The sequence below is a fragment of the Rhodococcus sp. NPDC058521 genome (assembly GCF_042719695.1).
Classification (GTDB): Bacteria; Actinomycetota; Actinomycetes; order Mycobacteriales; family Mycobacteriaceae; genus Rhodococcus_F.
Genome location: NZ_JBHXNL010000005.1, coordinates 197,619 through 221,972, shown reverse-complemented (window position 1 = coordinate 221,972; position 24,354 = coordinate 197,619). Strand labels below are relative to the sequence as shown.

Below are 24,354 nucleotides of genomic sequence, written 5' to 3'. Positions count from 1 at the left end.
AGGGCTACAGCGGGGCTATGGCTACCTCACCGCAAGGTGTATCCGCAGGTAGATCGGGTTATGGGGTGCTGTGCAACAGTTCATCGTCAACGGGTCGTAGACCTCGACCTCCAGTTCAGGACTGGCTGTGCGACGTCAGGTCCGGGAGGTCGTGCTCGTCGGCTATCACCACGAGATTGGGGCGATCCTCGTCGGGGCCCTGGTGGACGCCGCGCCACGACAGTAGGGACCACCGCGACAGGCCCGACAACGCCGAGCCGAGACTTCCGACCGAAGCGGTACTGAGAGCCGAAGCGGTCGAACCCACCGACCCGACCGACAAGATCGAGCCGACGCTACCGATCGAGAGAATCGAATACGCGGAGCCGATCGACAGAATCGACCCCTCGGATCGGATCGACAGAATCGACCTGTGCGAGTGTCGGTTGCGGTCTGTGCGGCGGGGGAGCGAGTTCGACTTTCTGCGCATTCCTCGGTCTACCACTCGTGGCCGGCGCGCAAACCCAAACGTTGAATACGCCCGGAACACGAGTAGGGCCCACCGAACGTTCGGTGGACCCTACTCGTGCGTACGTCGTCAGGCGACGTGGAACATTCCCACGGTCGGAAGGAATCCGCAGCTGATCGGTGCAGAGCCTTCGGCCTGAGTGGTGATTCCGCCGGACACGACCGCAACGACACGGCCGGGGCCGGTCTTGGCGATGGTCGACAGTGTCGCGGGACCGTCCGGGTTGATCTTCGCCTCGCCCGTGAGGTCCTGGGTCGCGCGCTGACCGTTGTCGATGTTGAGCCAGGTGACCGTCATCGGGGTCTGCTGCTCGGCCGCTACCGGGGAGGTGCCGAGAGCCGTGAACACGAACCCTGCCTCACCGGGCTTGGGGCCGGGCGGGGGGAGTTCGGACGGGCCCGGAACAGCCAGAGCGGTGCCGACCGAGTCGGCGCCGTCGCCGATGCAGTTCTTACCGATGGTCGGGTACAGGAACTGCGCGATGACCGGTGCGTTGTCCTTGGGGATCTCCGGACCGCCGCCACCGCTGCCGTCGAGGAAGGTGATTACCCGCTCGAGGGTGGACTTGAGTTCCGGCGGAAGGCCGGGGGACTCGAGGAGGATTCGAGCCTGAGCGAGAAGGTCTGCCTGCGGGTCGCTCGCGATGTCCGCGGGGCCGACAGCGGCTCCGATGATCGCCGGAGCGAACGACGCCAACAGGTCGACCGGGACGCCCTCGGGAACAGGCGGCGGCGTCGGCTGCGCGACGGCATGAGCGGGCACGGCCAGTGCGGCAGCAGAAGCGATTGCGAGGGCGCCGAATGCCCTACGCATACCTCGGGTTCGAAGCACGGTCTCCCCATCCTTGTCATAGCAGCGCGGAAACACGATTGATCCACGTCTGACGGTTCGGGGGGTCACTCTATGTACAGCGCCCCCGGGTTGTACAGCCGTACTCGTTCGGAAATGTCCGGCTGCGACTTCCGGTGGGAGTGTATGGCATACAGACCCCGGTCGTGATCTTCCGGTGACGATAACCTGTGACGGTTGTGAATAGTGTGAATGGTGATGTAACTGTTACGGACATCGCCGCACCTGTCAGAGTGTCCGGTCACGGTCTGGATACGCTGGGGCCGATCGAAAAACCGTCATCACACCCCAGGGGAGAACGTCGCACGTGTCCGACCTGTCAGAAACGTCTGTGCAGCCGCCGGCGCCCGCTTCGTCGCTGCTTCGGTGGCTGATACGGCACGCCGCGATCCTCCTCGCCGTTTCTGTTGCGCTGCGACTCGCGTGGACGCTGTTCAGTCCCAACGGCATGAACTTCGTGGACCTGCACGTATACGTCGACGGATCGGCAGCCCTGCTCGGCGGGGACCTGTACGACTTCACCTACTCCGTGGTGACACCGGATTTCCCACTACCGTTCACCTACCCTCCGTTCGCAGCACTGGTCTTCTTCCCGCTGCACTACATTCCGTTTCCGATCATGGGCGTGGCCTGGCAACTCCTGACGATCCTCGCGTTGTACGCACTGGTGCGGATGAGCCTGACCCTGCTCTTCGGCGATGTGGCGCGCCGTTCTGATTGGCGACCGGTCGCGCTGCTGTGGACCACCGTCGGCGTGTGGTCGGAACCCGTCCGAACAACTCTGGACTACGGGCAGGTCAATGTCTTCCTCGCTCTCGTGACCATGGCTGCGGTGACCAGTTCGCGCTGGTGGTTGTCCGGCGGGCTCGTGGGTTTCGCGGCAGGCATCAAGCTGACCCCCGCGATTACCGGGCTCTACTTTCTCGCGCAGCGGCGGTGGAAGGCCGCGGCCTTCTCTGCCGTTGCGTTCGCCGGGACCGTGGGACTGAGCTTCCTGCTCATCGGCTCGGAGGCGAAGGAGTACTTCACAACCCTCCTCGGCGATGCCGACCGGATCGGCCCGGTCGGATCGGTCTGGAATCAGTCGTTGCGGGGTGCCCTCAGCCGCATCGTCGGCTACGACGTCGGAAGCGGGGTCATCTGGCTGCTCGGCGTGGCGATCGCGACCGTTCTGGCGGTGCTGGCGTGGCGGACCTTGAATCGCGGGGATCGCCTCGGCACCTTGGTCCTCGTTCAATTGCTCGGCCTGCTGTTGTCTCCGATCTCCTGGTCGCATCACTGGGTGTGGGTCGTACCGATGCTGATCTGGCTTCTGCACGGTCCGCTGCGGGAGCTTCGTGGTACCCGGATGATCGCAGGCTATTGGATCGTGACGACCCTCGTCGGTGTGCCGTGGGTCCTCAGCTTCTTCCAGGACTCGATCTGGCTGATCTCACGCCCCGCAATTCTGTCGTGGGCGGGGACAGTCGACGTGATCGGCGCTTTCGCCGTGTTCGCCTGGGTGGCCGTCCGCGGGCGCGGCACGCAGGCGGAGCGCGTCAGTGCTGGGAGTCCTACGGAATCGCCTCGTCGATCCGAGCAGCAAGATCCAGATCCAGCTGCGTGATCCCGCCCGACGAGTGGGTACTCAGCGTGTAGGTGACCTTGCGCCAGCGGATGTCCATGTCGGGATGGTGACCCGCTGCCTCGGCGAGTTCCGCGACCTTCACGACCAGAGAGATCGCGTCCGGAAAGGTCGATGACTCGACGGTTCGGACGATCGAATCGCCCGAACGATGCCACTCGGGCAGTTCGGCGAGGGCGGTATCGATGAGTCCGTCCGACAACAACTCGGCCATACCTCATGATGGGTCAGTGCGGACCGAACGTGCAAGACCGAATGCTCGCGAAGTCGTCGCTGCGGCAATCGTCGCAGACGGTCGCATTCTGCTTGCGCAACGTGCCCACCCGCCGGAGCTGGCCGGGCAGTGGGAATTGCCTGGTGGCAAGGTCGAACCGGGGGAGACGCCCGCGCAGGCTCTGGCGCGGGAAGTTCGCGAAGAACTCGACATCGAGGTGTCCGGCGCGAAGCGAATCGGGGCGGAAGTCCCGCTTGCCAACGGATTGGTTCTTCGGGCCTACCTGGTGAACGTCGTGGCCGGCACTCCGAGTCCGGTCGAGCACTCGGCATTGCGATGGGTCACCGCACCCGAACTGGCGAGGGCAGATCTGGTCGAGGCCGACAGGGCCTGGCTGCCGGATCTCGTGGCTATGCTGCGCGAGCCTTCTTCAGGCCGTGCTTGAGTTCTTTCTTGGACGCACCCTGGGCTTCGAGCTTCTTCATCCGCATGACGACTACCGGGCACTTCAGGCACCGTGTCTTCTTGCGGCAGCACTTCTTCTTGGGCTTGAGACCTGCCACTTTGCTTGCTTTGACCTTGCCCATCGCCTCGGCTCGGCCTTTCTGTTCCACACTGTTCTCGCACCGGTCCGGGATGATCCCGGGGTGACACCCAGGTCAGCCTACCCTGCATGCGCGATGGTGTTTCACGTCACTTGCCGCTGGTGAGTGATGGTCCGCGATGCGCGGAATGACGTCCATAGCGGGTAGTATCTACGTGGCCGCGATGCCCGTAACGGGCGATCCGCACCTCTTTCGGAGGGTATTTCGGGATAAGAATCCACATAGCGGCCGACCGGAGCCGTGCGATGGACCTTTCGCGTGGCCGAAATTCGATTCAGCCAGGAGAGCCATCGCGTGACCATCACCAGCTTCCGTAACGTGGCCATCGTCGCACACGTCGACCATGGCAAGACCACCCTCGTCGATGCAATGCTCCGCCAGTCCGGGGCATTCGAGGAACGCGCCGAGCTGGTCGATCGCGTCATGGACTCGGGCGACCTCGAGCGCGAGAAGGGCATCACGATCCTCGCGAAGAACACCGCGGTGCACAAGCACCACGAGGACGGCTCGGTCACCGTCATCAACGTGATCGACACCCCGGGTCACGCCGACTTCGGTGGTGAGGTGGAGCGCGGTCTGTCCATGGTCGACGGTGTCGTTCTGCTCGTCGACGCGTCGGAGGGACCGCTGCCGCAGACGCGATTCGTGCTGCGCAAGGCGCTCGCTGCCTCGCTGCCCGTCATCCTGGTCGTGAACAAGACCGACCGTCCCGACGCCCGTATCGAAGAGGTCGTCACCGAGTCGCAGGACCTGTTGCTCGACCTGGCTTCGGACCTGTCCGACGAGGCTGCCGAGGCCGCCGAACTCGCCCTCGACCTCCCCGTCCTGTACGCCTCCGGGCGTGAGGGCAAGGCGTCCACGGTGCAGCCCGAGAACGGTCAGGCTCCGGACGCAGAGAACCTCGAGGCGCTGTTCGACGTTCTGCTGAAGCACGTCCCCGCGCCCAAGGGCAACGCGGACGCACCGCTCCAGGCGCACGTCACCAACCTCGACGCCTCGGCCTTCCTCGGACGTCTCGCCCTGGTTCGTATCCACAACGGCGAGCTGCACAAGGGCCAGACCGTGTCGTGGTGCCGCGAAGTCGACGGCGAACCCGTCGTCCAGAAGGCCAAGATCACCGAGCTCCTCACCACCGTCGGAGTCGAGCGCATGCCCGGTGAGAAGGGTGTTGCGGGAGATATCGTCGCCGTCGCCGGATTCCCGGACATCATGATCGGCGACACTCTCGCCGACCTCGAGAACCCCGTTCCGCTCCCGCGTATCACCGTCGACCAGCCGGCCATCTCGGTCACGATCGGCACCAACACCTCGCCGCTCGTCGGCCGGGTGCAGGGGCACAAGCTCACCGCCCGCATGGTGAAGGCGCGCCTCGACTCGGAGCTCATCGGCAACGTGTCGTTGAAGGTCATGGACATCGGTCGTCCCGACGCCTGGGAGGTTCAGGGTCGTGGTGAGCTCGCTCTGGCAATCCTCGTCGAGCAGATGCGTCGTGAAGGTTTCGAGCTGACCGTCGGTAAGCCTCAGGTGGTCACCAAGCAGGTCGACGGCAAGATTCACGAGCCCTTCGAGGAGCTCACCATCGACAGCCCCGAGGAGTACCTCGGTGCCATCACCCAACTGCTCGCCAACCGCAAGGGCAAGATGGTCCAGATGGCGAACCACGGCGCCGGCTGGGTTCGCATGGAATTCATCGTTCCCTCGCGTGGACTCATCGGTTTCCGGACCGACTTCCTCACCGAGACCCGTGGCACCGGTATCGCCAATGCGGTGTTCGACGGTTACGGCCCGTGGGCGGGCGAGATCCGGGCGCGTCACACCGGTTCGCTCGTGTCGGACCGCACCGGAACGGTCACGCCGTTCGCCATGATTCAGCTCGCTGATCGCGGCATCTTCTTCGTCGAGCCCGGTGCCGACACCTACGAGGGCATGGTCGTCGGTATCAACCCGCGCGCCGAGGATCTCGACATCAACGTCACTCGCGAGAAGAAGCTGACCAACATGCGTCAGTCCTCGGCCGACGTGATGGAGACGCTCGCCAAGCCGAAGAAGCTCGATCTCGAAGGCGCGATGGAGTTCTGTGCGGCCGACGAATGTGTCGAGGTCACACCGGAGGCCGTTCGCGTGCGCAAGGTGCACCTCTCCGCAACGGATCGCGCGCGCGAGCGTTCGCGCTCCAAGGCGCGTGACAAGGCGGCGCTCTAGCAACCCGGCGCGAACGTATCACCAGCGGATGTACCTTCCGGTCGATCCAATCGGCCGGAAGGTACATTCGTTTTCGCAAGTGAGGACGGTGCAGTGGTTGGGATGTCGGTTGTGATGTCACGGTGAGCATGTTTCGTAGAGCGCGCGCGAGCGCGATGTCGCTGACGGCGATCTCGGCCACGGTGCTGCTGGCAGCGTGCACGGCGGACCCGCCACCGCCGGTGGAGAGCACGGAGACCACCACTTCCACGACGCCTGTCTCACCGGCAGTGAAGCTGCCCGTGGTCGTCGCGATCGACGAGATCGGGGCCGGCTTCAATCCGCATCTGCGCACCGATCAGTCGCCGGCCAACGCGGCGGTGAGTTCTCTCGTGCTCCCGAGCCCGTTTCGCCCCGTTCCCAATGCGGATCGCCCGGGGCATACCGATTGGGTGCCGGACCCGGCGTTGATCGTCTCGGCGGACATGACGTCGCAGGATCCCCCTGTCATCACCTATCAGCTTCGGAACGAGGCTCAATGGTCGGACGGGGCTCCGATTGCGGCCGAGGACTTCCGGTATCTGTGGCAGCAGATGATCTCCGAACCGGGAGTGGTCGACCCGGCGGGTTATCAGCTGATCGAGGACGTGACGTCTTCCGGCGGAGGAAAGACCGTGACGGTCACGCTGCGTGACCAGTACCCGGCCTGGCGTGAACTGTTCACCGACCTGTTGCCCGCGCATCTGATCAAGGACTCGCCGGGTGGTTTCACCACGGGTCTCGCCGAGAACCTGCCGGTTTCCGGTGGGCAGTTCCACATCAAGTCGATCGATCGTGGCCGGGACGAGATTCTGCTCGAGCGCAACGATCGATTCTGGGGTAACCCGGCCACGCCGGATCAGATCCTGATGCGCCGCGGTGGATCTTCGTCGCAGCTCGCGGACTCGATGCGGACCGGCGACACCCAGATCGCCGAGATGCACGGTGGTTCCGCGGCCATGGCTCAACTGGAGGCCATTCCCGGCCTTCGGACCGGCAGCATCTTCCAGCCGCGCTCGCTGGATCTGACTTTGAACTCACGTGTGCCGGCACTGGCGGACGTCGAAGTACGCCGGGGACTCCTCGATCTGCTCGACCCGGTGTTGTTGGCAACGGTCGGGGCGGGAAACGATTCTGCGGTGGCAGTTGCCGGTTCGCTCGTCCTGCCGCCGTCCGATCCGCAGTATGTGGCCACGGCTCCGGCTCGCCCGGTTCGTGATCTGGCGCTGGACCGTCTCGGGCGGGCCGGGTTCGTTCCGGACCTCGAGAACGAGGAACTGCTGACGCGAGACGGGGAAGTGCTGGCCCTGACGATCGGCGTTCCCGAGAACGATCCCACTGCGGCAGCCGTTGCCAATACGGCGGCCGACCAACTACGGGGAGCTGGAGTGGATGCGGCGGTCGAGGTAGTGGCGGCGGACGAAATCTACGGCGAAGCCTTGATTTCCGGTGAGGTGGGCGCCGTGGTCGGTTGGACGCGCGCAGGTTCCGACCCCGCGACTGCGGTCGTGTCACGGTACGGCTGTCCGCCCGATCCGAGCGTCGAACTACCTCCGGGAGCACCCGACGCCGAGGCGCGTGCGGAGGCGCCGACCAACCACTCGGGTGTCTGTGACCCTGCCCTGCAACCGGAGATCGACGCCGCCCTGCGTGGGGCCGGAGAGGTGGACGAGACTCTGGTCGACGTCGATCGTCGCCTGTGGGATCTCGCCGCAGTTCTCCCGATCATGCAGGACCGCACCATGATTGCGGCTGGCCCGGGTGTCGAGGGCGTATCTCTGGGTGGGCCGCTGCCGGTCGGCGTGTTCGCCGACGCCGCGGGCTGGTCACGGCTCGGGCGATGACAGAACGGCGGATACTCCTCGTCCACGCGCACCCCGACGACGAGACGATCACCACCGGCGGAACCATCGCGCACTATGCGGCGCAAGGTGATTCGGTCACGGTATTGACGTGCACACTCGGTGAGGAGGGCGAGGTGATCGGCGACGAGTGGGCGCACCTCGTCTCCGATCAGGCCGACCAGCTCGGTGGCTACCGGATCCTGGAACTCACTTCCGCATTGCATGCTCTCGGAGTCGATCGGCCACGATTCCTGTTGGGGGCCGGGCATTTCCGTGACTCCGGCATGGTGGGCACGCCGTCGGCGCGCAATCCTCGGGCCTTCGTCAATGCGGAGCGAGAGTCCACCGTCCCTGCGTTCGTCGAGGCGATACGGCGATTGCGTCCTCATGTCGTGGTGACGTACGACGAAGTTGGTGGCTACGGCCACCCCGACCATATTCAGGCGCACGAGATGGTGACTGGGGCGGTGGAGGCGGCCGGCACCGGTGCGTACCCGCAGGCAGGTCCCGTTTGGGAGGTGCCGAAGCTGTACTGGACGGTTACGGAGGCTTCGTCGCTGGAAGCTGGTGTGCAACGAATCGGCTCGATACCAGACGGTTGGCGAATGCCGGAGCCCGGAGAGTTGCCGAGTATGCCGGATTCGGTGGTCACGACCCAAGTGAACGTCGGCGATGTGATCGAGGCCAAGCGGGCAGCTCTTCGTTGCCACGCCACCCAGGTGACGGTGTGTCCCGATGGTCGGGAGTACGCGCTGTCCAACAACATCGCCCAACCTGTGCTCGACGTCGAGCACTTCGTACTGGTGCGCGGTGAAGCGGGACGCCCCGGTCCATCAGGCCGCGAAGAGGACCTCTTCGCCGGCATTTCGTTCTCCTGAAGGATCGAATTCTCGCTTCGGCGCACATACGCCCGGGTCGGTGTGTGTTGTGGATCACCACAATGACTATGGTGGGATGTGTATCACATATTCCGAAGGGATCGAGATGTACAACTGGGACGTTCAGAACGCCATCGTCGCGTTCGTCGACTTGTTTCGGCCGACGTGGCCTCAGCAGCACGAGCTGTACTACAACGCTCTCTACGGATTCGCGGATATGCAGAGTCATCTCCTGACCCTGATGGGATACCCACCGGTCTCCTGATTCAGAATTGAGGGCATGACCGCAACGACAGGCACTCAGCACACCCAGCCGACGACACTCGACCGTGTCGTCCTGGGTGTGCTGGTCTTCGACGGGTTTCTGTGCGCGGTTCTGTCGGTTCTGTTTCTCCCGCTGTACATCGGTGGTACGGCGCTTCCGGTCACCATCCTCATCGCTGCCGTGGGGAATCTCGTGCTGGCCCGGACCGCGCGATCGGTGACAGGTCGGACCGGTACCGGCATGTTGCCGCTCGCGGCCTGGTTGTTCGGATTTCTGGTGTGCATGTTCGGTGGGCCGGGCGGTGACGTGTTGCTGATGCAGTCACCGTGGACCCTGCTGCTTCTGATCGGTGCCTTGGTGCCTTCTGCGGTGTTCTTGTGGAAGGTGACCGTGGCCAATGCCTTCGCGCCGAGCGCGGCCGACTCGAGTGCGGCGCGCCAGTAGCTTCGTCGATCCGATCGTCCTGTTTCGCTGCGCCGAAATTCGGGTACGAGGAGGCTTACTGATACGCGGGGAGGCAACTGCATCCGACCGAGGAGCTGTCATGGCAGAGCAGAATTTCACGACGGACGATGCGGGTATTCCGGTCGTCAGCGACGAACATTCGCTGACGGTGGGGCCCGACGGGCCGATTCTTCTGCAGGACCATTATCTGATCGAGAAGATGGCCCAGTTCAACCGAGAACGAGTCGCCGAACGTCAGCCGCACGCCAAAGGGGGCGGAGCTTTCGGGCGATTCGAAGTGACGAACGACGTCAGTGCGTACACGAAAGCGGACCTGTTTCAGCCCGGAAAGAAGACCGAGATGTTGATTCGGTTCAGCACGGTTGCGGGCGAGCGCGGTAGCCCGGACACCTGGCGTGACCCGCGCGGGTTCGCGATCAAGTTCTATACCGACCAGGGAAATTACGACATGGTCGGCAACAACACGCCGGTCTTCTTCATGCGAGACCCGATGAAGTTTCAGGATTTCATCCGTTCACAGAAGCGACGCGCCGACAACAATCTTCGCGACCACGACATGCAGTGGGATTTCTGGACGCTGTCTCCGGAATCGGCGCACCAGGTGACGTGGCTGATGGGCGATCGAGGTATTCCTCGGACCTGGCGACACATGAACGGGTATTCGAGCCACACGTACATGTGGGTGAACGCGGGCGGTGAGAAGTTCTGGGTGAAGTACCACTTCATCACCGACCAAGGAATCGAGTTCTTCACTCAGCACGAGGCGGACCAGATGGCCTCCATGGATACCGACTATCACACCCGTGACCTATGGGAACACATCGAGGCCGGGAAGTATCCGAGTTGGACGTTGAAGATGCAGATCATGCCGTTCGCCGATGCCGACGACTATCGCTTCAATCCCTTCGATCTCACGAAGGTGTGGCCGCACCGTGACTATCCCTTGATCGAGGTCGGCAGGATGACTCTCGACCGAAATCCCACCGACTACCACTGCGAGATCGAGCAGGCGGCGTTCGAGCCGAGCAATCTCGTTCCAGGGATCGGTACCAGCCCCGACAAGATGTTGGTGGGGCGCTTGTTCTCCTATCCCGACGCGCATCGCTACCGCATCGGGGCGAACTACAAGGAACTGCCCGTGAACGCTCCGCACGTGCCGGTCCAGTCGTATTCCAAGGACGGGAACCTGCGTCACAAGAATCCGGGCGATCCGGTGTACGTGCCGAACTCCAAGGGCGGTCCGCACGCCGATCCGTCCCAGGTGGGCGCCACCGCGACGTGGCACCCGAACGGCGACATGGTGCGCGCAGCCAACACCCTCCATGCCGAGGACGACGACTGGGGTCAGGCCGGAACCCTTGTGCGGGAGGTTCTCGATGACGACGGGCGTGCCCGCCTGGTCGACAACATCGTCGGACACCTGCTGAACGGCGTCACCGAACCGGTCCTCGCCCGGGCGTTCGAGTACTGGCACAACGTCGATGCCGATCTCGGTAAGCGGGTGCAGGACGGTGTCCGCGCGAAACAGAAAGAGAAGGATCCGAAGACCGACAGCCAGTCGAATCCGGCGCGACGCAGTGCTCAGGACAAGGCTTGAGGGTTCGATACAGCACACTGGAGGTATGTCGAACGACGAGCTTGCCGGTTATCGGATTGCGGTGACGGCGGAGCGCCGCGCCGAGGAGTTCATCACGCTTATCGAGCGGCACGGCGCGACCGTGGTTCACACCCCGGCGATCCACGTGCTGCCGCTTGCGGACGACTCACTGCTTCGGGACACCACCGAAGCAGTCCTCACCGAGCCTCCGGAAACGACGATCGTGTCCACGGCGCTCGGGTTTCGTGGCTGGCTCGATGCGGCCAGGGAGTGGGGGAAGGCGGAGTCGTTGTTGGCGGCTCTCGACACCGGACGGATCATCACTCGCGGCCCGAAGGCGAAGGGAGCAGTCCGTGGCGCCGGCCTTCATGAGGATTGGTCGCCGGACACCGAGTCCTCGGAAGGGGTCTTGGACCGCCTGAGAGAAGAGGGCGTTGCGGGCCGGCGGATTCTGGTGCAGAGGCACGGCACCATCACCGAGTGGGAGCCCATCGTCGATCTGGCCGACGAGCTGTCCGGGCTTGGTGCAGTCGTCAGCCCTGTTTCTGTGTATCGCTGGGACCGTCCGAGCGATCAGCAGCCGATGCGAGATCTCGTAGAGGCGATCGTCGGTGGTGGCGTGGATGCGGTCACGTTCACCAGCGCGCCTGCTGTGTCCTCGCTGCTCAGTACGGCACGTGACGTGGACGCGGTGGATGCCCTCGTCGCCGCGTTCCAGGAGCAGGTTGCCGCGGTGTGTGTCGGCTCGGTGACCGCTTCGCCGCTCGAGGCTCTCGGCGTGTCGACGATGCAGCCCGCCCGGCCTCGCCTGGGGAGTCTCGCCAAGCACATCATCGAAGAACTGCCGCAGCGTGGCTCCTGCACGGAGTCAGCGGACATGACGCAATCAGGGGAGTAGTCCGGCGGTACGCCCCGCGGACGCCAGGACCGATTCGAGCATGAGTGGCGTCAGACGGCCGGTGAACGTGTTCTGCTGGCTCACGTGAAAACACCCGTACAGATCGATGGTGGTGGTCCCGGTCAGCCGAACGTGTGCACCGTGCCCGAACTTCGGTCGGGGTCTGGGGATCATCCATCCGGCACCGGCGAGTACGGGTAGCAGTGCCTGCCAACCGAACCCGCCGAGCACGATCACCGACCGCAAGGTCGGCTTCAGGAGTTCCAGTTCGGTGTCGAGCCAGTGTCGACAGTTGTCCCGTTCCTCGGTCGTTGGCTTGTTTGCCGGCGGTGCGCAGTGGACAGGGGAAGTGATGCGGGTGCCGCGAAGTTCCAGACCGTCGTCGATCCGCGTTGCGGTCGGTTGGTTCGCCAGGCCGACGGCATGCAGTGCGGCATAGAGGAAGTCACCGCTTCGATCACCGGTGAACATTCGGCCCGTTCGGTTCGCGCCGTGTGCCGCCGGTGCGAGCCCGACGATCAACAGTGATGCGTCTGCAGGCCCGAATCCTGGAACGGGCCTGCCCCAATACCTGTCGTTCGCGAACGACGCACGCTTCTCGATGGCCACCTTCTCCCGCCACGCGACGAGGCGAGGGCACGCGCGGCATTCGACGAGATCCGCATCCATGGTCGCCAGATCTATCGGTGTGCCCACACGTCACCTCCGCCCGGGGTGACCGCCTCGACGAGAGCCCAAGCGTCCTCGACAGGAATGTCGGTGACCAGGTATCGGCCGGTGCCGGCGGGCGTTGCGGCGACCACCGTGGCCACTCCGGAACGACGCTGGAAGAACGTCTGGTGAACCGTCCATCCGATGATTCCGTCGGCCTCGAGGCTGTGGCGGGCCCTGTCGAGTGAGCCGCTGCGAGTGACGAGCCAGCCGGGAATAACGGCGTGGCCCAAACCGCGATAGCGATCCCAAGCGAGCGCAACGGCGCCGACCAGCAGAAGAGCGGTTGCCGCCCAGGCAGTCCAGTCGACGGTGCGACCGAGTGACGACAGAACGAGAAGAACCACTGCCAGCAGGATGGGAAGCGCCAGGGCCCGGTTGAACCTTCGGCGCAGCGCTGTCGGGCCGTGCGTGTCGAGTGGTACGGCGGCCTGTCGCTCGTCGCCGATGACAGTGCCCATCACGCGCTCGCACTCACCGCGCGGCGCCTGGGGCAGAAGAAGCGACGATTCGCCTTTGTCGGCACTGACTCCGGTCATGATCGCTTCGAGTGTCGCGCCTCCTGCCGCGCGCAACAGCAACGGCTCCTTGACCGTCGTGCCGCGTAGTCGTGCGCGGTCGAGCGTCGTCTGGCGCGTCGAGATCAGCCCGTGGCTCACGTGCAGAATGCGGCCGTCGTCGGTGAGCGTCATCGCGCCGAACGTGATCAGGTAGCGCACACACGCGAGTGCGCTCGCCGCCGCGAGCAGAACGACCAGGCCCCCGAGGATCACGAGGGCGATTCCGACGTGTTCGAGGGACTCCACGCCGTCGGAGATTCGGTTCGTGTCGATCGTGCTCGCCGCACCGTACTGGAATACGATGCCGACCAGCGCTGCGATCGTCGCGATGCCCGTTATCGAAAACGGTGCGTAGCGAACCCAGGACGGACGCCAGTGGCCGATCTCGGTGGCGGACGACAGGGGATCGGACGTCTCGGTGGCGGGCTCCGGGTCCGGATGTACGGCATGTGTGAGAAGTGTTTCGCGAAGGTCCGGGACGAGCTCCGCAGACAGCGCGTTCAGTTCGAATCGGTTGGAATCCGTTTTGCCTGCTGCCCGTTGACCGGTGCCGATACGCACCACGGAGAGCCCGAGCATGCGGTGTAGTGGGCGCGCTTCGACGTCGACGGAGCGTATCCGCGAACGCGGAATCGACAACACTCGCTTCTGGAAGATGCCGCGGCGAAGCTGCACGTGAACGGGGCCGATTCGATATGTGGTCGTGAACCATCGTACGAGGCCCAACACCACCGAAAGTGCCACGACCGCCAAGCCCCATACGTGATTACCGCTTCGACTTCCCACCAGAAAGGACACCAGCAGAACGGGAAGGAACTTGATCGTCTCGTCCACCGGATGGACCAGCAGCATCCGGCGATCCAGGCGCAGCCACGACTGATCCTCCTCGCGGGCCAGAGCCTCGTCGGTGTCGTCCTCGATCGGAGCCGTACCGGGAAATTCGGTCATGTTGCGTCGCTCGCGTTCTGCTGTGCGATCTCGGTCAGCTGAGCGACCGTTCGATCCGCGACCTCGAGATCGAGGCCGACGATCTCGACAGCACCAGCCGAGGACGCCGTGGTGACCGTGACGGTTGCGAGGCCGAGCATTCGCTCGAGTGGACCGCGTTCGGTGTCGACCGTCTGGACGCGCGTGATGGGGGCAATGCGACGTTCCTGATCGAACCAGCCGGTGCGGGTGTACACGGCCGTGTCGCTGATCTCCCACCTGTGTACCCGGTAGCGCCAGGCTGGAACGACCGCGATGTGAGCGAGCCCGGCGACGAGTGCCGCCGCCACGATGACCACATGCACCCAGGTCGGCCAGAATCCGATTGCTGCCAGCACGAGTGCGACCACCAGAACGGGAACCCAGATCGTGATCGCCTGAATCGCCCACAATTGCTTGGCCTTGGGGCTGGGGCGCCACTTCGGGTCGGACATGGTCACCGTCGGTGGTCTCGTCATGGCTTCACTTTGGTCCAGGGTCGCCGTTCTGTCGAGAAGACACATATCGTGGGAGGCGCCGAGTCGAAAGGAGGAGGACCTACATGACCGAATTCGATGCCGCGAACTCTTCGGAGGTACCCGAGGCCGACAGGCTGGAACAGAGTCTCGACGTCAGTGATCCCGCTGCCGCACAGCCGGAAGTGAGCACTCCGCTCGAGGCGAACGAGGCGGACGCCGCCGAGCAGAACATCGCCGTGCCGGACGACGAGGACTACCCACGTAGTTGATCGGTATCCGGATGACCAGCATCGTGGCGCTGTCGGACACACCCGGGGTGGCCGGAGGCGGCGATCATGGCGCATGATCGCTTGGTGACCCATTCAGGTGATGATTCCGGCAGCCCGACGATGCTTCCCATGCCGGGCGTTCCGGCGTCGGCGAAGAACGACGCTGCGCCCGCACCGACCGCGTCCGCCATGCGGAGGGTGCTGCGACGCGCGCGGGACGGCGCAACCCTGAACGTGGCGGAGGCGACCACGCTTCTGCAGGCCCGCGGTGACGATCTCGTCGACCTTTGTTCGTCTGCGGCCAAGGTTCGTGATGCCGGGCTGCTGGCCGCCGGCAGGCCCAAGGCCGTCACGTACTCGCGGAAGGTGTTCATTCCGCTGACCCGTCTGTGCCGGGACAAGTGCCACTACTGCACGTTTGTCACGGTGCCCGGCAAACTGCGTTCCGAAGGACGCGGTATGTATCTGGAGCCGGACGAGATTTTGGACATCGCTCGTCAGGGCGCCGAGTTGGGTTGCAAGGAGGCGTTGTTCACGCTGGGGGACCGGCCGGAGGACCGGTGGCCAGAGGCGGCGCAGTGGCTCGACGAGCGCGGGTACGACTCGACGCTCGACTACCTGCGTGCGATGTCGATTCGCGTTCTCGAGGAGACAGGTCTGCTGCCCCACCTCAATCCCGGTGTCATGGGTTGGGAAGAGATTTCGCGTCTCAAGCCGGTGGCACCGTCGATGGGCATGATGCTCGAGACCACGTCCACCCGCTTGTTCACGGACAAGGGTGAGTGCCACTACGGCAGCCCCGACAAGGATCCGGCGGTCCGGCTGCGGACTCTGACCGACGCCGGCCGCCTCAGCGTTCCGTTCACGACGGGCATCCTCGTCGGCATCGGCGAGACGTTCGCCGAGCGTGCCGAGTCGATCATGGCAATCCGTAAATCCCACAAGGCGTTCGGGCACATCCAGGAAGTGATCGTGCAGAACTTCCTCGCCAAACCGGACACGGCGATGCGGGACATCCCCGATGCGAGCCTCGAGGAGTTCACCGCGGCAATCGCCGTGTCGCGTCTGCTGTTGGGTCCGGGGATGCGCATTCAGTCCCCGCCCAACCTGGTGTCGGCACAGGAATGCCGTGCGCTTCTCGCTGCGGGCGTGGACGATTGGGGCGGTGTGTCGCCGCTGACCCCGGATCACGTCAACCCCGAACGGCCGTGGCCCAATCTCGACACCCTTGCCGAGATCACTGCGGAGGCCGGTTTCGAACTGACCGAGCGGACCGCAGCGCAACCGCAGTACGTGCTCGCCGGATCTCCTTGGATCGACCCGCGCATCACGGGCCACGTGCAAGCGCTGGCCGACCCCGCCACCGGTCTCGCCAAAGCCGACACCACACCGGTGGGTTCGCCGTGGCAGGAACCGGACGAGTCGTGGGAATCGACGGGACGTGTCGACCTCAACACCGAGATAGACACGGACGGTCGCAACACCGAAACCCGAAGCGACCTCGGTAGCGCGTTCGGCGACTGGGATACCGTTCGCGAACAGGTGCTCGAACTCAGTGCCCCGTCCCGCGTGGACACCACCGTCGTCGCGGCCCTCCGTGCTGCGGAGCGGGATCCCGCAGCCCTCACGGACGACGAGTACCTCGCATTGGCCACGGCCGACGGCCCCGGGCTCGAAGCGGTGGTCGCGCTGGCCGATTCGCTGCGCAAGGATGCGGTGGGCGAAGAGGTCACCTATGTCGTGAACCGCAACATCAACTTCACCAATATTTGCTACACCGGTTGCCGATTCTGTGCGTTCGCGCAGCGTAAAGGCGACGCCGACGCGTTCACGCTGTCCACTGATCAGGTTGCCGACCGGGCGTGGGAAGCGCATGTCGCCGGGGCGACCGAGGTCTGCATGCAGGGCGGCATCGACCCGGAACTACCGGTGACGGGCTACGCGGACCTCGTTCGGGCGGTGAAGAAGCGGGTTCCGTCCATGCACGTGCACGCGTTCAGTCCGATGGAGATCGTCAACGGCGCCTCTCGCGGCGGACAGAGCGTGCGGGACTGGCTGACCGAACTGCGGGAGGCCGGCCTCGACACCATCCCGGGCACCGCGGCCGAGATTCTGGACGACGAGGTGCGGTGGGTGCTCACCAAGGGCAAGTTGCCCACCGCGACCTGGATCGACGTCGTCACCACTGCACACGAAGTGGGGCTGCGATCCAGTTCGACCATGATGTACGGCCACGTCGACAGCCCACGCCATTGGGTCGGCCACCTGCGGGTGCTGCGCGGGATTCAGGATCGCACGGGCGGGTTCACCGAGTTCGTGCCACTGCCGTTCGTGCACCAGAGTGCGCCGCTGTACCTGGCTGGGGCCTCTCGCCCCGGCCCGACCAACCGAGACAACCGCGCCGTCCACGCGCTGGCACGCATCATGCTGCACGGCAGCATCGACAACATCCAGACGAGCTGGGTGAAGCTCGGAACGACCGGGACGCAGGTGATGTTGCAGGGCGGTGCGAACGACCTCGGGGGCACACTGATGGAAGAAACCATCTCCAGAATGGCCGGTTCCGAGCACGGATCGGAGAAGACCGTCGAGGAACTGCACGCGATAGCGGAGGGCATCGGACGTCCGGCGCGCGAACGCACCACCACGCACGCGAGGCGCACAGGAAAGGATTCGGCGGCATGAGCTCGAAGGATGTCCTCGGGGATCGGCGCGTTGTCGGCGTTCTCGATAGGGCCGTGTGGGGTATCAATCCCGTGCTCGACCTGGCGTACACCGATCCACTCGGGTTGAAGGGTCGCACGTTCGTGCCGAACGACGCGCAGCGCAGCGCGGCCGAGGCGCTCCTCGACGGCGCAGCTCGGGTTCTCGACGCGATTCGCTTTCCCGGCACGGACGCCTGGAGCAAGGCGACCGAAGAGGAGAGGGCCAGGTGGTGGGTCACTCGTCTGGGCGCGATCAACACGATCGCGGTCGCCTTTCCCGGCATGTTCGGTGTGCTGCTCAACCGGCTCCCTATCCAGGACCTGCTCGGATTCGCCAACCAGGCCGTCGTCCTCGTGGCGGTGGCCCGCGAACACGGAGTGACCGACCGAGCCGAGCAGGTCGATCTCCTCGCCTCGGTGCTGTGTCTCCGGGAGGTCGAGGCCCACGTTCTGCCCAATCCCCAAGGTCAGGACACGTCGGATTCGGAAGCCCGTTCCTGGCAGCCGTTCGCCGTCATCGGGAACCTGATCGGTACGGCGCGCATCTTCCGGGCGATCAGCGGCGAACTCGAGAAGCGCCCTCAACCGGGCAAGGTCTTCTCGATGTTGGGCAACCTGCCGGTCGTCGGTGCGGTTGCCGGTTACCTGGGCGAGCGTGGTGCATTGGTGCGCGCGGCGGAGCAGGGCGAAGGCTGGATCGCCACCCGCAAGGCTCGGGGTTTGTCGGGCCGCGGTGCACAGGGACACGCGGAATCGGTCTCGCCTCGCCTCTGATCAGGTAACCCTTAGCAGATTCGGGCGTGGGGAGCAGAGCATACTAATGTTTCTCGCGGAATCCTGGCGTTTGTCTCGATTCTCCCAGGATCGACTAGTCGGTCAGCCAGAAAGGTAGGAGTGCAGCGGTGACCTACATAATTGCGGAACCGTGCGTGGATGTGTTGGACAAGGCATGCATCGAAGAATGCCCTGTCGACTGCATCTACGAGGGCGGACGGATGTTGTACATCCATCCCGACGAGTGTGTGGACTGCGGCGCCTGTGAACCTGTCTGTCCCGTCGAGGCGATCTTCTACGAGGACGACACCCCGGATCAGTGGAACGGGTACATCAGCGCGAACGTCGACTTCTTCGACGATCTCGGCTCGCCGGGTGGCGCCGCAAAGCTCGGCAAGGTCGACTACGACCCGCCGTTCATCAAGGCACTCCCTCCGATGGGCGAGGAATAGCCAGGTTGTCTCGAATTCCCGTCGCCAGGACCTTGCCGGACTTTCCCTGGGACTCGTTGGAGGGCGCCAAGGCCAAGGCGGCGGCGTACCGGGACGGCATCGTCAACCTGTCGGTGGGGACTCCCGTCGACCCGGTCGCGTCCGTCATTCGTGACGCACTGAATTCCGTTGCGGACAAGCCCGGCTACCCGACGACGCACGGGACCGCAGAACTGCGCGCAGCGACTGTCGGTGCACTGGAGCGGCGATACGGCATCACCGGCATCGAGAACGACGCCATCCTGCCGGCCATCGGGACCAAGGAACTGATCGCCTGGTTGCCCCGGTTGCTCGGCCTCAGCTCCGATGACCTCGTCGTCATTCCGGAACTGGCGTACCCGACGTACGAGGTGGGTGCCCTTCTCGCCGGTGCCCGCACGCTGCGTGCGGATGGGCTCAACCGACTCGGCCCCGAACGGGCGTCGTTGATCTTCGTCAACTCGCCGTCCAACCCGACCGGCAAGGTGCTGGGGCTCGATCATCTGCGCAAGGTGGTCGGCTGGGCGCGCGAACGCGGTGCCATCATCGTCTCCGACGAGTGCTACCTCGGGCTGACCTGGGAAGGCGAGGCATTCTCGATACTGGACGAGCGCGTGAACGATGGCAATCTCGACAACCTGCTCGCCGTGCACTCGTTGTCCAAGACTTCCAACCTTGCGAGCTATCGCGCCGGCTTCGTCACCGGCGATCCGGCCTTGGTCGCAGAACTCCTCGAAGTGCGCAAGCACGCGGGAATGATGGTGCCGCTACCGATTCAGGCGGCCATGACTGCCGCGCTGAACGACGACGCGCACGAGAACGAGCAGCGTGAGCGGTACCGGAAACGACGTGACACCCTGCTCGCGGCTGTGCGTGAGGCAGGCTTCACGGTCGACGACTCCGAGGCCGGCCTGTATCTCTGGGCCACCCGCGGCGAAGCGTGCCGCGACACGGTCGAATGGTTTGCCGAACGTGGCATTCTCGTCGCGCCCGGTGAGTTCTACGGACCCCGAGGTGGCACACACGTTCGCATCGCATTGACAGCGAGCGACGGGGACATCGCTGCCGCAGCGGAACGCCTCTCGGCCTAGGGTATGTCCCAGAAACTGTCACTCGATCAGGCTCTCGCCGAACTGGAAGCGCTCGAGGACCCGAAGGTCCGGGCTGCGAACGAGAAGCGCGGGGACGATCACGGAATCAATCTCGGCAAACTTCGTGCGCTGGCCAAGAAGGTCAAGACGGACCACGATCTGGCGCAGCAGTTGTGGAGTACGGGCACCTCGGCCCAACTGCTTGCCCTGTTGATCTGTCGACCACGCTTGTACAGCACGTCCGACCTCGACACGATGGTGCGGTCGAAGCATGCACCGAAGGTCCACGATTGGCTCGTCAACTACGTCGTGAAGAAGTCGCCGCACGCCGAAGAACTGCGTTCGGCCTGGTTTGCCGATGCGGGCCCGGTTGTCGCCTCGGTCGGTTGGGCACTCACCAGCGAAAGAGTCGTGAAGATGCCCGAAGGGCTCGACCTCGACGGACTGCTCGACCTCGTCGAACGCGACATGCGTGAGGCGCCGGCCTCCTTGCAATGGTCGATGAACGAGACACTCGCCCAAATCGGAATTCACCACCCACACCTTCGGGATCGGGCACTCGCGATCGGAGAGTCGTTGCAGGTGCTTGCCGACTACCCGACGTCTCCGGGTTGCACGTCGCCGTTCGCGCCGATTTGGATCAACGAGATGGTGCGTCGCCAGAAGGCGTGACGGAACGCGGCGTGTGCGTGCACACGAGCATGTGGTCGGCGTTGCGCTGGAACTCGTAGTCGACCGGGAAGATGTTCGTGTCCACTCCCAGGGTGCTCAAGTGGTCGCGTAGCGAGTCCATCCCCTTGTAGATCTCGGTGGAGCCCATCGGTACGAGGGGAAAGATCCGAACTTCTCTGACTGCAACTCGCAGCATTTCGGTGATCGCGTCGACATGGAATTCGTGATCGAGCCGGTCCGTGTAGCTGAACAGCAGGTGCGAACTCACCACGAGGTCGAAGGCGGAGTCGGTGAAGGGAAGCGACGGCAGTTTGCCGGGGACGTAGTGCCCGGGGTTTCGTGCCACATCGGCAGCGAAGCCACGCACGGACTCTCGTCGGGAGTCATGGTGATCGTCAGGAGTCGAGAAGAAGCGCCAGACATAGTCTTCTGCGTGGTCTCGGACGTAGGTGTTGCCCCGATCGGTTTCAGCGCGTGCAATTGCGGCTAGTTCCTCGGTGCTTCGCCCGACGTACACGGCATCGCACGCGACGGCCCGACCACCGCGGGTGTTCACTTCGCGCACGAAGTCGGCGGCGCCCGCGGGGCAGTCCAGGATGCGTCCGGTCAGATCTTCGCGAGACAGCGCGAACATCGCCTGATACTCGGCGAAGGATCGGGCGGTGACGAGGGTGTCGCCGACGAAAGACATTGGTAACGAGATCCTTTCGGGGGAATCCTCAGCGGGCCGCGATTGCGTCGACCTCGAACAACATGCCGGGCAAAGCGAGCGCCGCCACTCCGAGCAGCGTCTGAACCGGTGGGCGGTCGCCCCAGATCTCCGCGATTTTCTTGCCCAGCACCTCGAGTTTCCCCATGTCGTGATCGACGACGAAGGTGCGCAGCGCGAAGACGTCCGCGTAGTCCAATCCAGCCGAGCGCAAGGCGATTCCGAGGTTGGTGAAAGCTCTGTCCAATTGGGTGGCGAAGTCGGAACTTGTGGTGTGCCCGTGTGCGTCGGAATCGTACTGTCCGGCGATGAAAACCTGCTCACCGGTCACCTTGGCGACGTGGCTGTACCCGAAGCTGGTGGGGTCGTGGAGTTCGGCGGGATTGCTGATGTCGATCGGCATGGGCAGAAGTAGATCATGAGGGTCCGACGGATTGCGATCGAATTCTCTCGCATGGTCCGCCGCCAACTGTCTGCGCTGGGCCACGTACCAGGCGTGCCCAATCACCTTGCCGCCCTTCGAGAGTGTGGACGACTCGAACCATTGACTCGAACTGGTGTTCGAACTAGAGTGGGTGCATGGGGTCGGGGGACGTTTTCTCGGGGGTGGAGTCATCGTCGGATGATGCGTGGCGGTTGGCGGATCGGGTGTTGTGTGATGCGGTGCTCGAGGTGTCGTCGCAGATCGCGGTGTTGGAGGCGCGGCGGGTGCGGTTGGTGGCCGAGGTCGATGCCCACTGCCGGATGGACGTGCTGGGGTATCGGAATACGAAGATGTGGTTGGGGCACACCACATTGCTCGAGGTCGGTGCCGCAGGCAGGTTGATCTCGTTGGGTGCGGTGTTGGGGAAGTACCCGTCGGTGGGTGCAGCGTTGGATGCGGGTGAGGTGTCGATCGCGGTGGCGGGGCTGATCGTCGGGTTCTGCGAGAACCCGCCGGCAGGAATGCCCGCCGATGCCTTACCGGCGTGTGTGGACGCACTGTTGGTGGCGGGGCGGGGACCGTTGGCGACCGCACCTGGGGTGCGGGCGGTGATCGCGAAACTGGAACGGATCTTCGAATCCGACACCCCACCACCGGCCGAGGACACCGACCGTAACGAATTTCATGCCTGCCGGACGTTGAACGGTCGGGTGGCGGTGAAGGCCGATTTGGATGCGGTGTCCGGGGAAATGCTGCTGTCCGCGTTGTCCGGGCTCTGCGCGCCGCGCCCCGCCACCGACGGCACCAAGGATTCGCGTTCTCCGGCCAAGCGGCGGGCGGATGGGTTCACCGAACTGCTCCGCCGCTATTTGGCTGCCGGGGCCGGCCCGTCCGAGGGTGGTGTGAAGCCGCATCTGTCGGTGATGGTGAAGGCGGCCGATCTTGCCTCGCATCCGAAACCCGCTCCTGATTCCTCGGCCGCCGACTCGCATCGGGATCTGCTGTCCGATCCGGAACATGATCATGTGGGGTGGGCGTCGTGGATGGGTCCGTTGACGATCTCCACCACCCGCATGCTCGCCTGTGATTGTCTGCTCTCGGCGGTGGTCGTCGACCCGGACGGTGCCCCATTGGATGTGGGGGCCACGGTCCGCACGGTGACCGCGAAACAACGCCGCGCACTCGCGGTGCGTGATGGTGGGTGTGCGTTCCCGAACTGTGGGGCACCGGTGTCGTGGTGCGAAGGTCATCACATCGTGCACTGGGCCGATCACGGACCCACGAACCTGAACAATCTGGTGTTGCTGTGCGGGTTTCATCACCGACTGATCCATCACTCCCGGTGGGAAGTGATCATGGGCGGCGATCGGTATCCGTGGTTCCTACCCCCACCACTTCCGGGTGAGCGACCGGTGTTGCCGTCGAACCGCCGCACCGGACACGAGCACACCAGGGCCGGACCCGACGCCGACTGACCCACACCACCGACCAGCGCCGCCCACCAACCACCACCAGGCGGCGCCAATCGGCATGCCACTATCTCTTGACCTCGAGTGCAGTTCGGGTTCTACGTTCGAGACATGACCTTTTCGAAGCAGGAACTCGACTACCTGTCTACGCAGCACCTCGGCCGTCTCGCGACCGTTCAGCCGAACGGAACCCTGCAAGTCAGTCCAGTCGGATTCACCGTGGACAGCGACAGCGGCACCATCGACATCCAGGGATACAAGATGACCGCCAGTCGCAAGTTCAAGAACGTCGCAGACAACGGCGGGGTGGCGTTCGTCGTGGACGACCTGCCCTCCGTCGACCCGTGGCGAGTTCGGTGCGTCGAGATACGCGGCCGAGCCGAAGCGATCGACGCCACCGCCACCATTCGTGTCCACCCCGAACGCATCATCAGTTTCGGACTCGAAGGAACGGAGCTCGACGTGCACGCGATGAAGGTCGACGCACGTGACGTGACCTGATCAGATAGCCAATAACGGTTCGTACCCGGCGCCCAGAACCGCGACTGTCGACGCCGGTGTCAGTACCGTCACCTGCCCGGTACGAGGTCGCGGCGTGGGAACGCCGTACCCGTCGACGGACCAAGGCACGATGCTGTCCTGAGTTACCAGCATCGGAAGGGCGTCGACGCAGACGAAGGCCCCGTGCGGCAGCGTCGACCAGTCCGCCGTCGGCCTCTCGCCGAGCCGTTCACGGTGCAACCGCGCATCCATCTCGTCCGCGCTCGGGCGGCCGCCCCACGCTTCCCGGAACGCGTTGTAGCACGGCCGACGGCACTCGGCACATGGACGGTGCCCGGCCGCGAGGGCGACCGCCTCGTCGTGGAAGAAGAGCACCGTGTACCGACCCTGCGCCCACTGCTCAACTTTGCGGTCGCGGAAGTCGGTATCGCAGGTTATCCACCGTTTGCCGGAGTGGTGTCGCACCAGGTCACCGTCGCGATGCAGGCAGCCACGATTCCCCATGAACAACCCACGCAGTGCGATGGCGACGATGTCCGAGAAAGGGGTCACTCGGTTCCGTGCCGACATGCGCCGAGCGTAGCTAA

The 24,354-nt window shown here is 64.5% G+C and carries 27 protein-coding genes; 17 read left to right on the top strand and 10 right to left on the bottom strand.

Features of this window, described 5'->3' with window-relative positions; all coding sequences use genetic code 11:
• Positions 1–115: 115 nt before the first annotated feature.
• Both ACFWO3_RS10925 and ACFWO3_RS10920 read right to left on the bottom strand, forming a co-directional pair.
• Positions 116–469 (bottom strand): hypothetical protein, encoded by a 354-nt coding sequence (locus ACFWO3_RS10925; RefSeq protein ID WP_378577118.1) that lies wholly within the window; start codon positions 467–469, stop codon positions 116–118.
• A 108-nt stretch (positions 470–577) separates the two neighbouring features.
• Positions 578–1,321, bottom strand: coding sequence for a hypothetical protein (locus tag ACFWO3_RS10920; RefSeq protein ID WP_378577357.1), 744 nt, complete (start codon positions 1,319–1,321; stop codon positions 578–580).
• A 343-nt stretch (positions 1,322–1,664) separates the two neighbouring features.
• On the opposite strand from ACFWO3_RS10920, the gene ACFWO3_RS10915 reads away from it, so the two are divergent.
• On the top strand, positions 1,665–2,963 hold the full coding sequence (locus tag ACFWO3_RS10915; RefSeq protein WP_378577116.1) for a mannosyltransferase: 1,299 nt from the start codon (positions 1,665–1,667) through the stop codon (positions 2,961–2,963).
• On the opposite strand, the gene ACFWO3_RS10910 is transcribed toward ACFWO3_RS10915, so the two are convergent.
• Positions 2,911–3,195 (bottom strand): 4a-hydroxytetrahydrobiopterin dehydratase, encoded by a 285-nt coding sequence (locus ACFWO3_RS10910; RefSeq protein ID WP_378577114.1) that lies wholly within the window; start codon positions 3,193–3,195, stop codon positions 2,911–2,913. The two genes, ACFWO3_RS10915 and ACFWO3_RS10910, sit on opposite strands and share 53 nt — an antisense overlap.
• Positions 3,196–3,211: 16 nt before the next feature.
• On the opposite strand from ACFWO3_RS10910, the gene ACFWO3_RS10905 reads away from it, so the two are divergent.
• Complete coding sequence (locus ACFWO3_RS10905) at positions 3,212–3,640, top strand: (deoxy)nucleoside triphosphate pyrophosphohydrolase (RefSeq protein ID WP_378577112.1); 429 nt, start codon at positions 3,212–3,214, stop codon at positions 3,638–3,640.
• Here the strand turns inward: ACFWO3_RS10905 and ACFWO3_RS10900 are convergent.
• Positions 3,606–3,809: a hypothetical protein gene (locus ACFWO3_RS10900; RefSeq protein ID WP_378577371.1), complete on the bottom strand. Its 204-nt coding sequence runs from the start codon at positions 3,807–3,809 to the stop codon at positions 3,606–3,608. The genes ACFWO3_RS10905 and ACFWO3_RS10900 overlap by 35 nt on opposite strands.
• A gap of 285 nt (positions 3,810–4,094) precedes the next feature.
• Here ACFWO3_RS10900 and typA point away from each other — a divergent pair, with 285 nt between their 5' ends.
• From typA to ACFWO3_RS10865, 7 genes are all read left to right on the top strand, one after another.
• On the top strand, positions 4,095–6,002 hold the full coding sequence (typA, locus tag ACFWO3_RS10895) for a translational GTPase TypA (protein ID WP_378577109.1): 1,908 nt from the start codon (positions 4,095–4,097) through the stop codon (positions 6,000–6,002).
• A 128-nt stretch (positions 6,003–6,130) separates the two neighbouring features.
• Entirely contained in the window at positions 6,131–7,864 is a 1,734-nt protein-coding gene (locus ACFWO3_RS10890; RefSeq protein ID WP_378577355.1) for an ABC transporter family substrate-binding protein, read from the top strand.
• Positions 7,861–8,742, top strand: a complete 882-nt coding sequence (gene mshB / locus ACFWO3_RS10885) for an N-acetyl-1-D-myo-inositol-2-amino-2-deoxy-alpha-D-glucopyranoside deacetylase (protein ID WP_378577106.1) — start codon at positions 7,861–7,863, stop codon at positions 8,740–8,742. The genes ACFWO3_RS10890 and mshB overlap by 4 nt, the downstream gene beginning before the upstream one ends.
• Positions 8,743–8,818: 76 nt before the next feature.
• Entirely contained in the window at positions 8,819–9,007 is a 189-nt protein-coding gene (locus ACFWO3_RS10880; RefSeq protein ID WP_378577369.1) for a hypothetical protein, read from the top strand.
• Positions 9,008–9,022: 15 nt separating this feature from the next.
• Entirely contained in the window at positions 9,023–9,451 is a 429-nt protein-coding gene (locus tag ACFWO3_RS10875) for a hypothetical protein (protein WP_378577103.1), read from the top strand.
• A 100-nt stretch (positions 9,452–9,551) separates the two neighbouring features.
• Complete coding sequence (locus ACFWO3_RS10870) at positions 9,552–11,069, top strand: catalase (RefSeq protein ID WP_378577101.1); 1,518 nt, start codon at positions 9,552–9,554, stop codon at positions 11,067–11,069.
• Between the two features lie 25 nt (positions 11,070–11,094).
• Positions 11,095–11,967 carry a uroporphyrinogen-III synthase gene (locus tag ACFWO3_RS10865; RefSeq protein WP_378577098.1) on the top strand — a complete coding sequence of 291 codons (873 nt, stop codon included), beginning with the start codon at positions 11,095–11,097 and terminating at the stop codon, positions 11,965–11,967.
• Here ACFWO3_RS10865 and ACFWO3_RS10860 read toward each other — a convergent pair.
• The 3 genes from ACFWO3_RS10860 to ACFWO3_RS10850 are packed head-to-tail and all read right to left on the bottom strand — an operon-like array spanning position 11,956 to position 14,683.
• Positions 11,956–12,636 carry a uracil-DNA glycosylase gene (locus ACFWO3_RS10860; RefSeq protein WP_378577353.1) on the bottom strand — a complete coding sequence of 227 codons (681 nt, stop codon included), beginning with the start codon at positions 12,634–12,636 and terminating at the stop codon, positions 11,956–11,958. The two genes, ACFWO3_RS10865 and ACFWO3_RS10860, sit on opposite strands and share 12 nt — an antisense overlap.
• Before the next feature lie 11 nt (positions 12,637–12,647).
• Positions 12,648–14,186: a PH domain-containing protein gene (locus ACFWO3_RS10855; protein ID WP_378577095.1), complete on the bottom strand. Its 1,539-nt coding sequence runs from the start codon at positions 14,184–14,186 to the stop codon at positions 12,648–12,650.
• Complete coding sequence (locus tag ACFWO3_RS10850) at positions 14,183–14,683, bottom strand: PH domain-containing protein (RefSeq protein WP_378577093.1); 501 nt, start codon at positions 14,681–14,683, stop codon at positions 14,183–14,185. The genes ACFWO3_RS10855 and ACFWO3_RS10850 overlap by 4 nt, the downstream gene beginning before the upstream one ends.
• Positions 14,684–14,766: 83 nt before the next feature.
• Here ACFWO3_RS10850 and ACFWO3_RS10845 point away from each other — a divergent pair, with 83 nt between their 5' ends.
• From ACFWO3_RS10845 to ACFWO3_RS10820, 6 genes are all read left to right on the top strand, one after another.
• On the top strand, positions 14,767–14,952 hold the full coding sequence (locus ACFWO3_RS10845) for a hypothetical protein (protein WP_378577090.1): 186 nt from the start codon (positions 14,767–14,769) through the stop codon (positions 14,950–14,952).
• 66 nt (positions 14,953–15,018) lie between these two features.
• Entirely contained in the window at positions 15,019–17,637 is a 2,619-nt protein-coding gene (locus ACFWO3_RS10840) for a bifunctional FO biosynthesis protein CofGH (protein ID WP_378577088.1), read from the top strand.
• Complete coding sequence (locus tag ACFWO3_RS10835; protein ID WP_378577086.1) at positions 17,634–18,431, top strand: hypothetical protein; 798 nt, start codon at positions 17,634–17,636, stop codon at positions 18,429–18,431. The genes ACFWO3_RS10840 and ACFWO3_RS10835 overlap by 4 nt, the downstream gene beginning before the upstream one ends.
• A 128-nt stretch (positions 18,432–18,559) precedes the next feature.
• Positions 18,560–18,883: a ferredoxin gene (gene fdxA / locus ACFWO3_RS10830; RefSeq protein ID WP_378577083.1), complete on the top strand. Its 324-nt coding sequence runs from the start codon at positions 18,560–18,562 to the stop codon at positions 18,881–18,883.
• Between the two features lie 5 nt (positions 18,884–18,888).
• On the top strand, positions 18,889–19,992 hold the full coding sequence (gene dapC / locus ACFWO3_RS10825; protein WP_378577080.1) for a succinyldiaminopimelate transaminase: 1,104 nt from the start codon (positions 18,889–18,891) through the stop codon (positions 19,990–19,992).
• A 3-nt stretch (positions 19,993–19,995) separates the two neighbouring features.
• A complete protein-coding gene (locus tag ACFWO3_RS10820; RefSeq protein WP_378577077.1) occupies positions 19,996–20,664 on the top strand; it encodes a DNA alkylation repair protein in 669 nt (222 codons plus the stop codon).
• Here ACFWO3_RS10820 and ACFWO3_RS10815 read toward each other — a convergent pair.
• Together ACFWO3_RS10815 and ACFWO3_RS10810 are read right to left on the bottom strand one after the other, a co-directional pair.
• Complete coding sequence (locus ACFWO3_RS10815) at positions 20,633–21,355, bottom strand: hypothetical protein (protein ID WP_378577075.1); 723 nt, start codon at positions 21,353–21,355, stop codon at positions 20,633–20,635. The two genes, ACFWO3_RS10820 and ACFWO3_RS10815, sit on opposite strands and share 32 nt — an antisense overlap.
• A gap of 28 nt (positions 21,356–21,383) precedes the next feature.
• Positions 21,384–21,776: a RidA family protein gene (locus ACFWO3_RS10810; RefSeq protein WP_378577073.1), complete on the bottom strand. Its 393-nt coding sequence runs from the start codon at positions 21,774–21,776 to the stop codon at positions 21,384–21,386.
• A 176-nt stretch (positions 21,777–21,952) separates the two neighbouring features.
• Here ACFWO3_RS10810 and ACFWO3_RS10805 point away from each other — a divergent pair, with 176 nt between their 5' ends.
• Together ACFWO3_RS10805 and ACFWO3_RS10800 are read left to right on the top strand one after the other, a co-directional pair.
• Positions 21,953–23,272 carry a DUF222 domain-containing protein gene (locus tag ACFWO3_RS10805; RefSeq protein ID WP_378577070.1) on the top strand — a complete coding sequence of 440 codons (1,320 nt, stop codon included), beginning with the start codon at positions 21,953–21,955 and terminating at the stop codon, positions 23,270–23,272.
• A gap of 105 nt (positions 23,273–23,377) precedes the next feature.
• Positions 23,378–23,767, top strand: a complete 390-nt coding sequence (locus tag ACFWO3_RS10800; protein WP_378577067.1) for a PPOX class F420-dependent oxidoreductase — start codon at positions 23,378–23,380, stop codon at positions 23,765–23,767.
• Here the strand turns inward: ACFWO3_RS10800 and ACFWO3_RS10795 are convergent, their stop codons facing one another.
• On the bottom strand, positions 23,768–24,337 hold the full coding sequence (locus tag ACFWO3_RS10795) for a hypothetical protein (protein ID WP_378577065.1): 570 nt from the start codon (positions 24,335–24,337) through the stop codon (positions 23,768–23,770).
• Positions 24,338–24,354: the final 17 nt, after the last annotated feature.

What these genes read in the sequence shown, in the direction of transcription:
- ACFWO3_RS10875 (WP_378577103.1), top strand. Translation starts at nt 9,023, where the DNA reads ATGACCGCAACGACAGGCACTCAGCACACCCAGCCGACGACACTCGAC.
- mshB (WP_378577106.1), top strand. Translation starts at nt 7,861, where the DNA reads ATGACAGAACGGCGGATACTCCTCGTCCACGCGCACCCCGACGACGAG.
- ACFWO3_RS10865 (WP_378577098.1), top strand. Translation starts at nt 11,095, where the DNA reads ATGTCGAACGACGAGCTTGCCGGTTATCGGATTGCGGTGACGGCGGAG.
- ACFWO3_RS10795 (WP_378577065.1), bottom strand. Translation starts at nt 24,337, where the DNA reads ATGTCGGCACGGAACCGAGTGACCCCTTTCTCGGACATCGTCGCCATC.
- ACFWO3_RS10810 (WP_378577073.1), bottom strand. Translation starts at nt 21,776, where the DNA reads ATGCCGATCGACATCAGCAATCCCGCCGAACTCCACGACCCCACCAGC.
- ACFWO3_RS10925 (WP_378577118.1), bottom strand. Translation starts at nt 469, where the DNA reads ATGCGCAGAAAGTCGAACTCGCTCCCCCGCCGCACAGACCGCAACCGA.
- ACFWO3_RS10910 (WP_378577114.1), bottom strand. Translation starts at nt 3,195, where the DNA reads ATGGCCGAGTTGTTGTCGGACGGACTCATCGATACCGCCCTCGCCGAA.
- ACFWO3_RS10840 (WP_378577088.1), top strand. Translation starts at nt 15,019, where the DNA reads ATGGCGCATGATCGCTTGGTGACCCATTCAGGTGATGATTCCGGCAGC.
- ACFWO3_RS10845 (WP_378577090.1), top strand. Translation starts at nt 14,767, where the DNA reads ATGACCGAATTCGATGCCGCGAACTCTTCGGAGGTACCCGAGGCCGAC.
- ACFWO3_RS10890 (WP_378577355.1), top strand. Translation starts at nt 6,131, where the DNA reads ATGTTTCGTAGAGCGCGCGCGAGCGCGATGTCGCTGACGGCGATCTCG.
- ACFWO3_RS10860 (WP_378577353.1), bottom strand. Translation starts at nt 12,636, where the DNA reads ATGGATGCGGATCTCGTCGAATGCCGCGCGTGCCCTCGCCTCGTCGCG.
- ACFWO3_RS10805 (WP_378577070.1), top strand. Translation starts at nt 21,953, where the DNA reads ATGGGGTCGGGGGACGTTTTCTCGGGGGTGGAGTCATCGTCGGATGAT.
- ACFWO3_RS10880 (WP_378577369.1), top strand. Translation starts at nt 8,819, where the DNA reads ATGTGTATCACATATTCCGAAGGGATCGAGATGTACAACTGGGACGTT.
- ACFWO3_RS10920 (WP_378577357.1), bottom strand. Translation starts at nt 1,321, where the DNA reads ATGCGTAGGGCATTCGGCGCCCTCGCAATCGCTTCTGCTGCCGCACTG.
- ACFWO3_RS10855 (WP_378577095.1), bottom strand. Translation starts at nt 14,186, where the DNA reads ATGACCGAATTTCCCGGTACGGCTCCGATCGAGGACGACACCGACGAG.
- ACFWO3_RS10815 (WP_378577075.1), bottom strand. Translation starts at nt 21,355, where the DNA reads ATGTCTTTCGTCGGCGACACCCTCGTCACCGCCCGATCCTTCGCCGAG.
- ACFWO3_RS10820 (WP_378577077.1), top strand. Translation starts at nt 19,996, where the DNA reads ATGTCCCAGAAACTGTCACTCGATCAGGCTCTCGCCGAACTGGAAGCG.
- ACFWO3_RS10870 (WP_378577101.1), top strand. Translation starts at nt 9,552, where the DNA reads ATGGCAGAGCAGAATTTCACGACGGACGATGCGGGTATTCCGGTCGTC.
- ACFWO3_RS10800 (WP_378577067.1), top strand. Translation starts at nt 23,378, where the DNA reads ATGACCTTTTCGAAGCAGGAACTCGACTACCTGTCTACGCAGCACCTC.
- ACFWO3_RS10850 (WP_378577093.1), bottom strand. Translation starts at nt 14,683, where the DNA reads ATGACGAGACCACCGACGGTGACCATGTCCGACCCGAAGTGGCGCCCC.
- ACFWO3_RS10835 (WP_378577086.1), top strand. Translation starts at nt 17,634, where the DNA reads ATGAGCTCGAAGGATGTCCTCGGGGATCGGCGCGTTGTCGGCGTTCTC.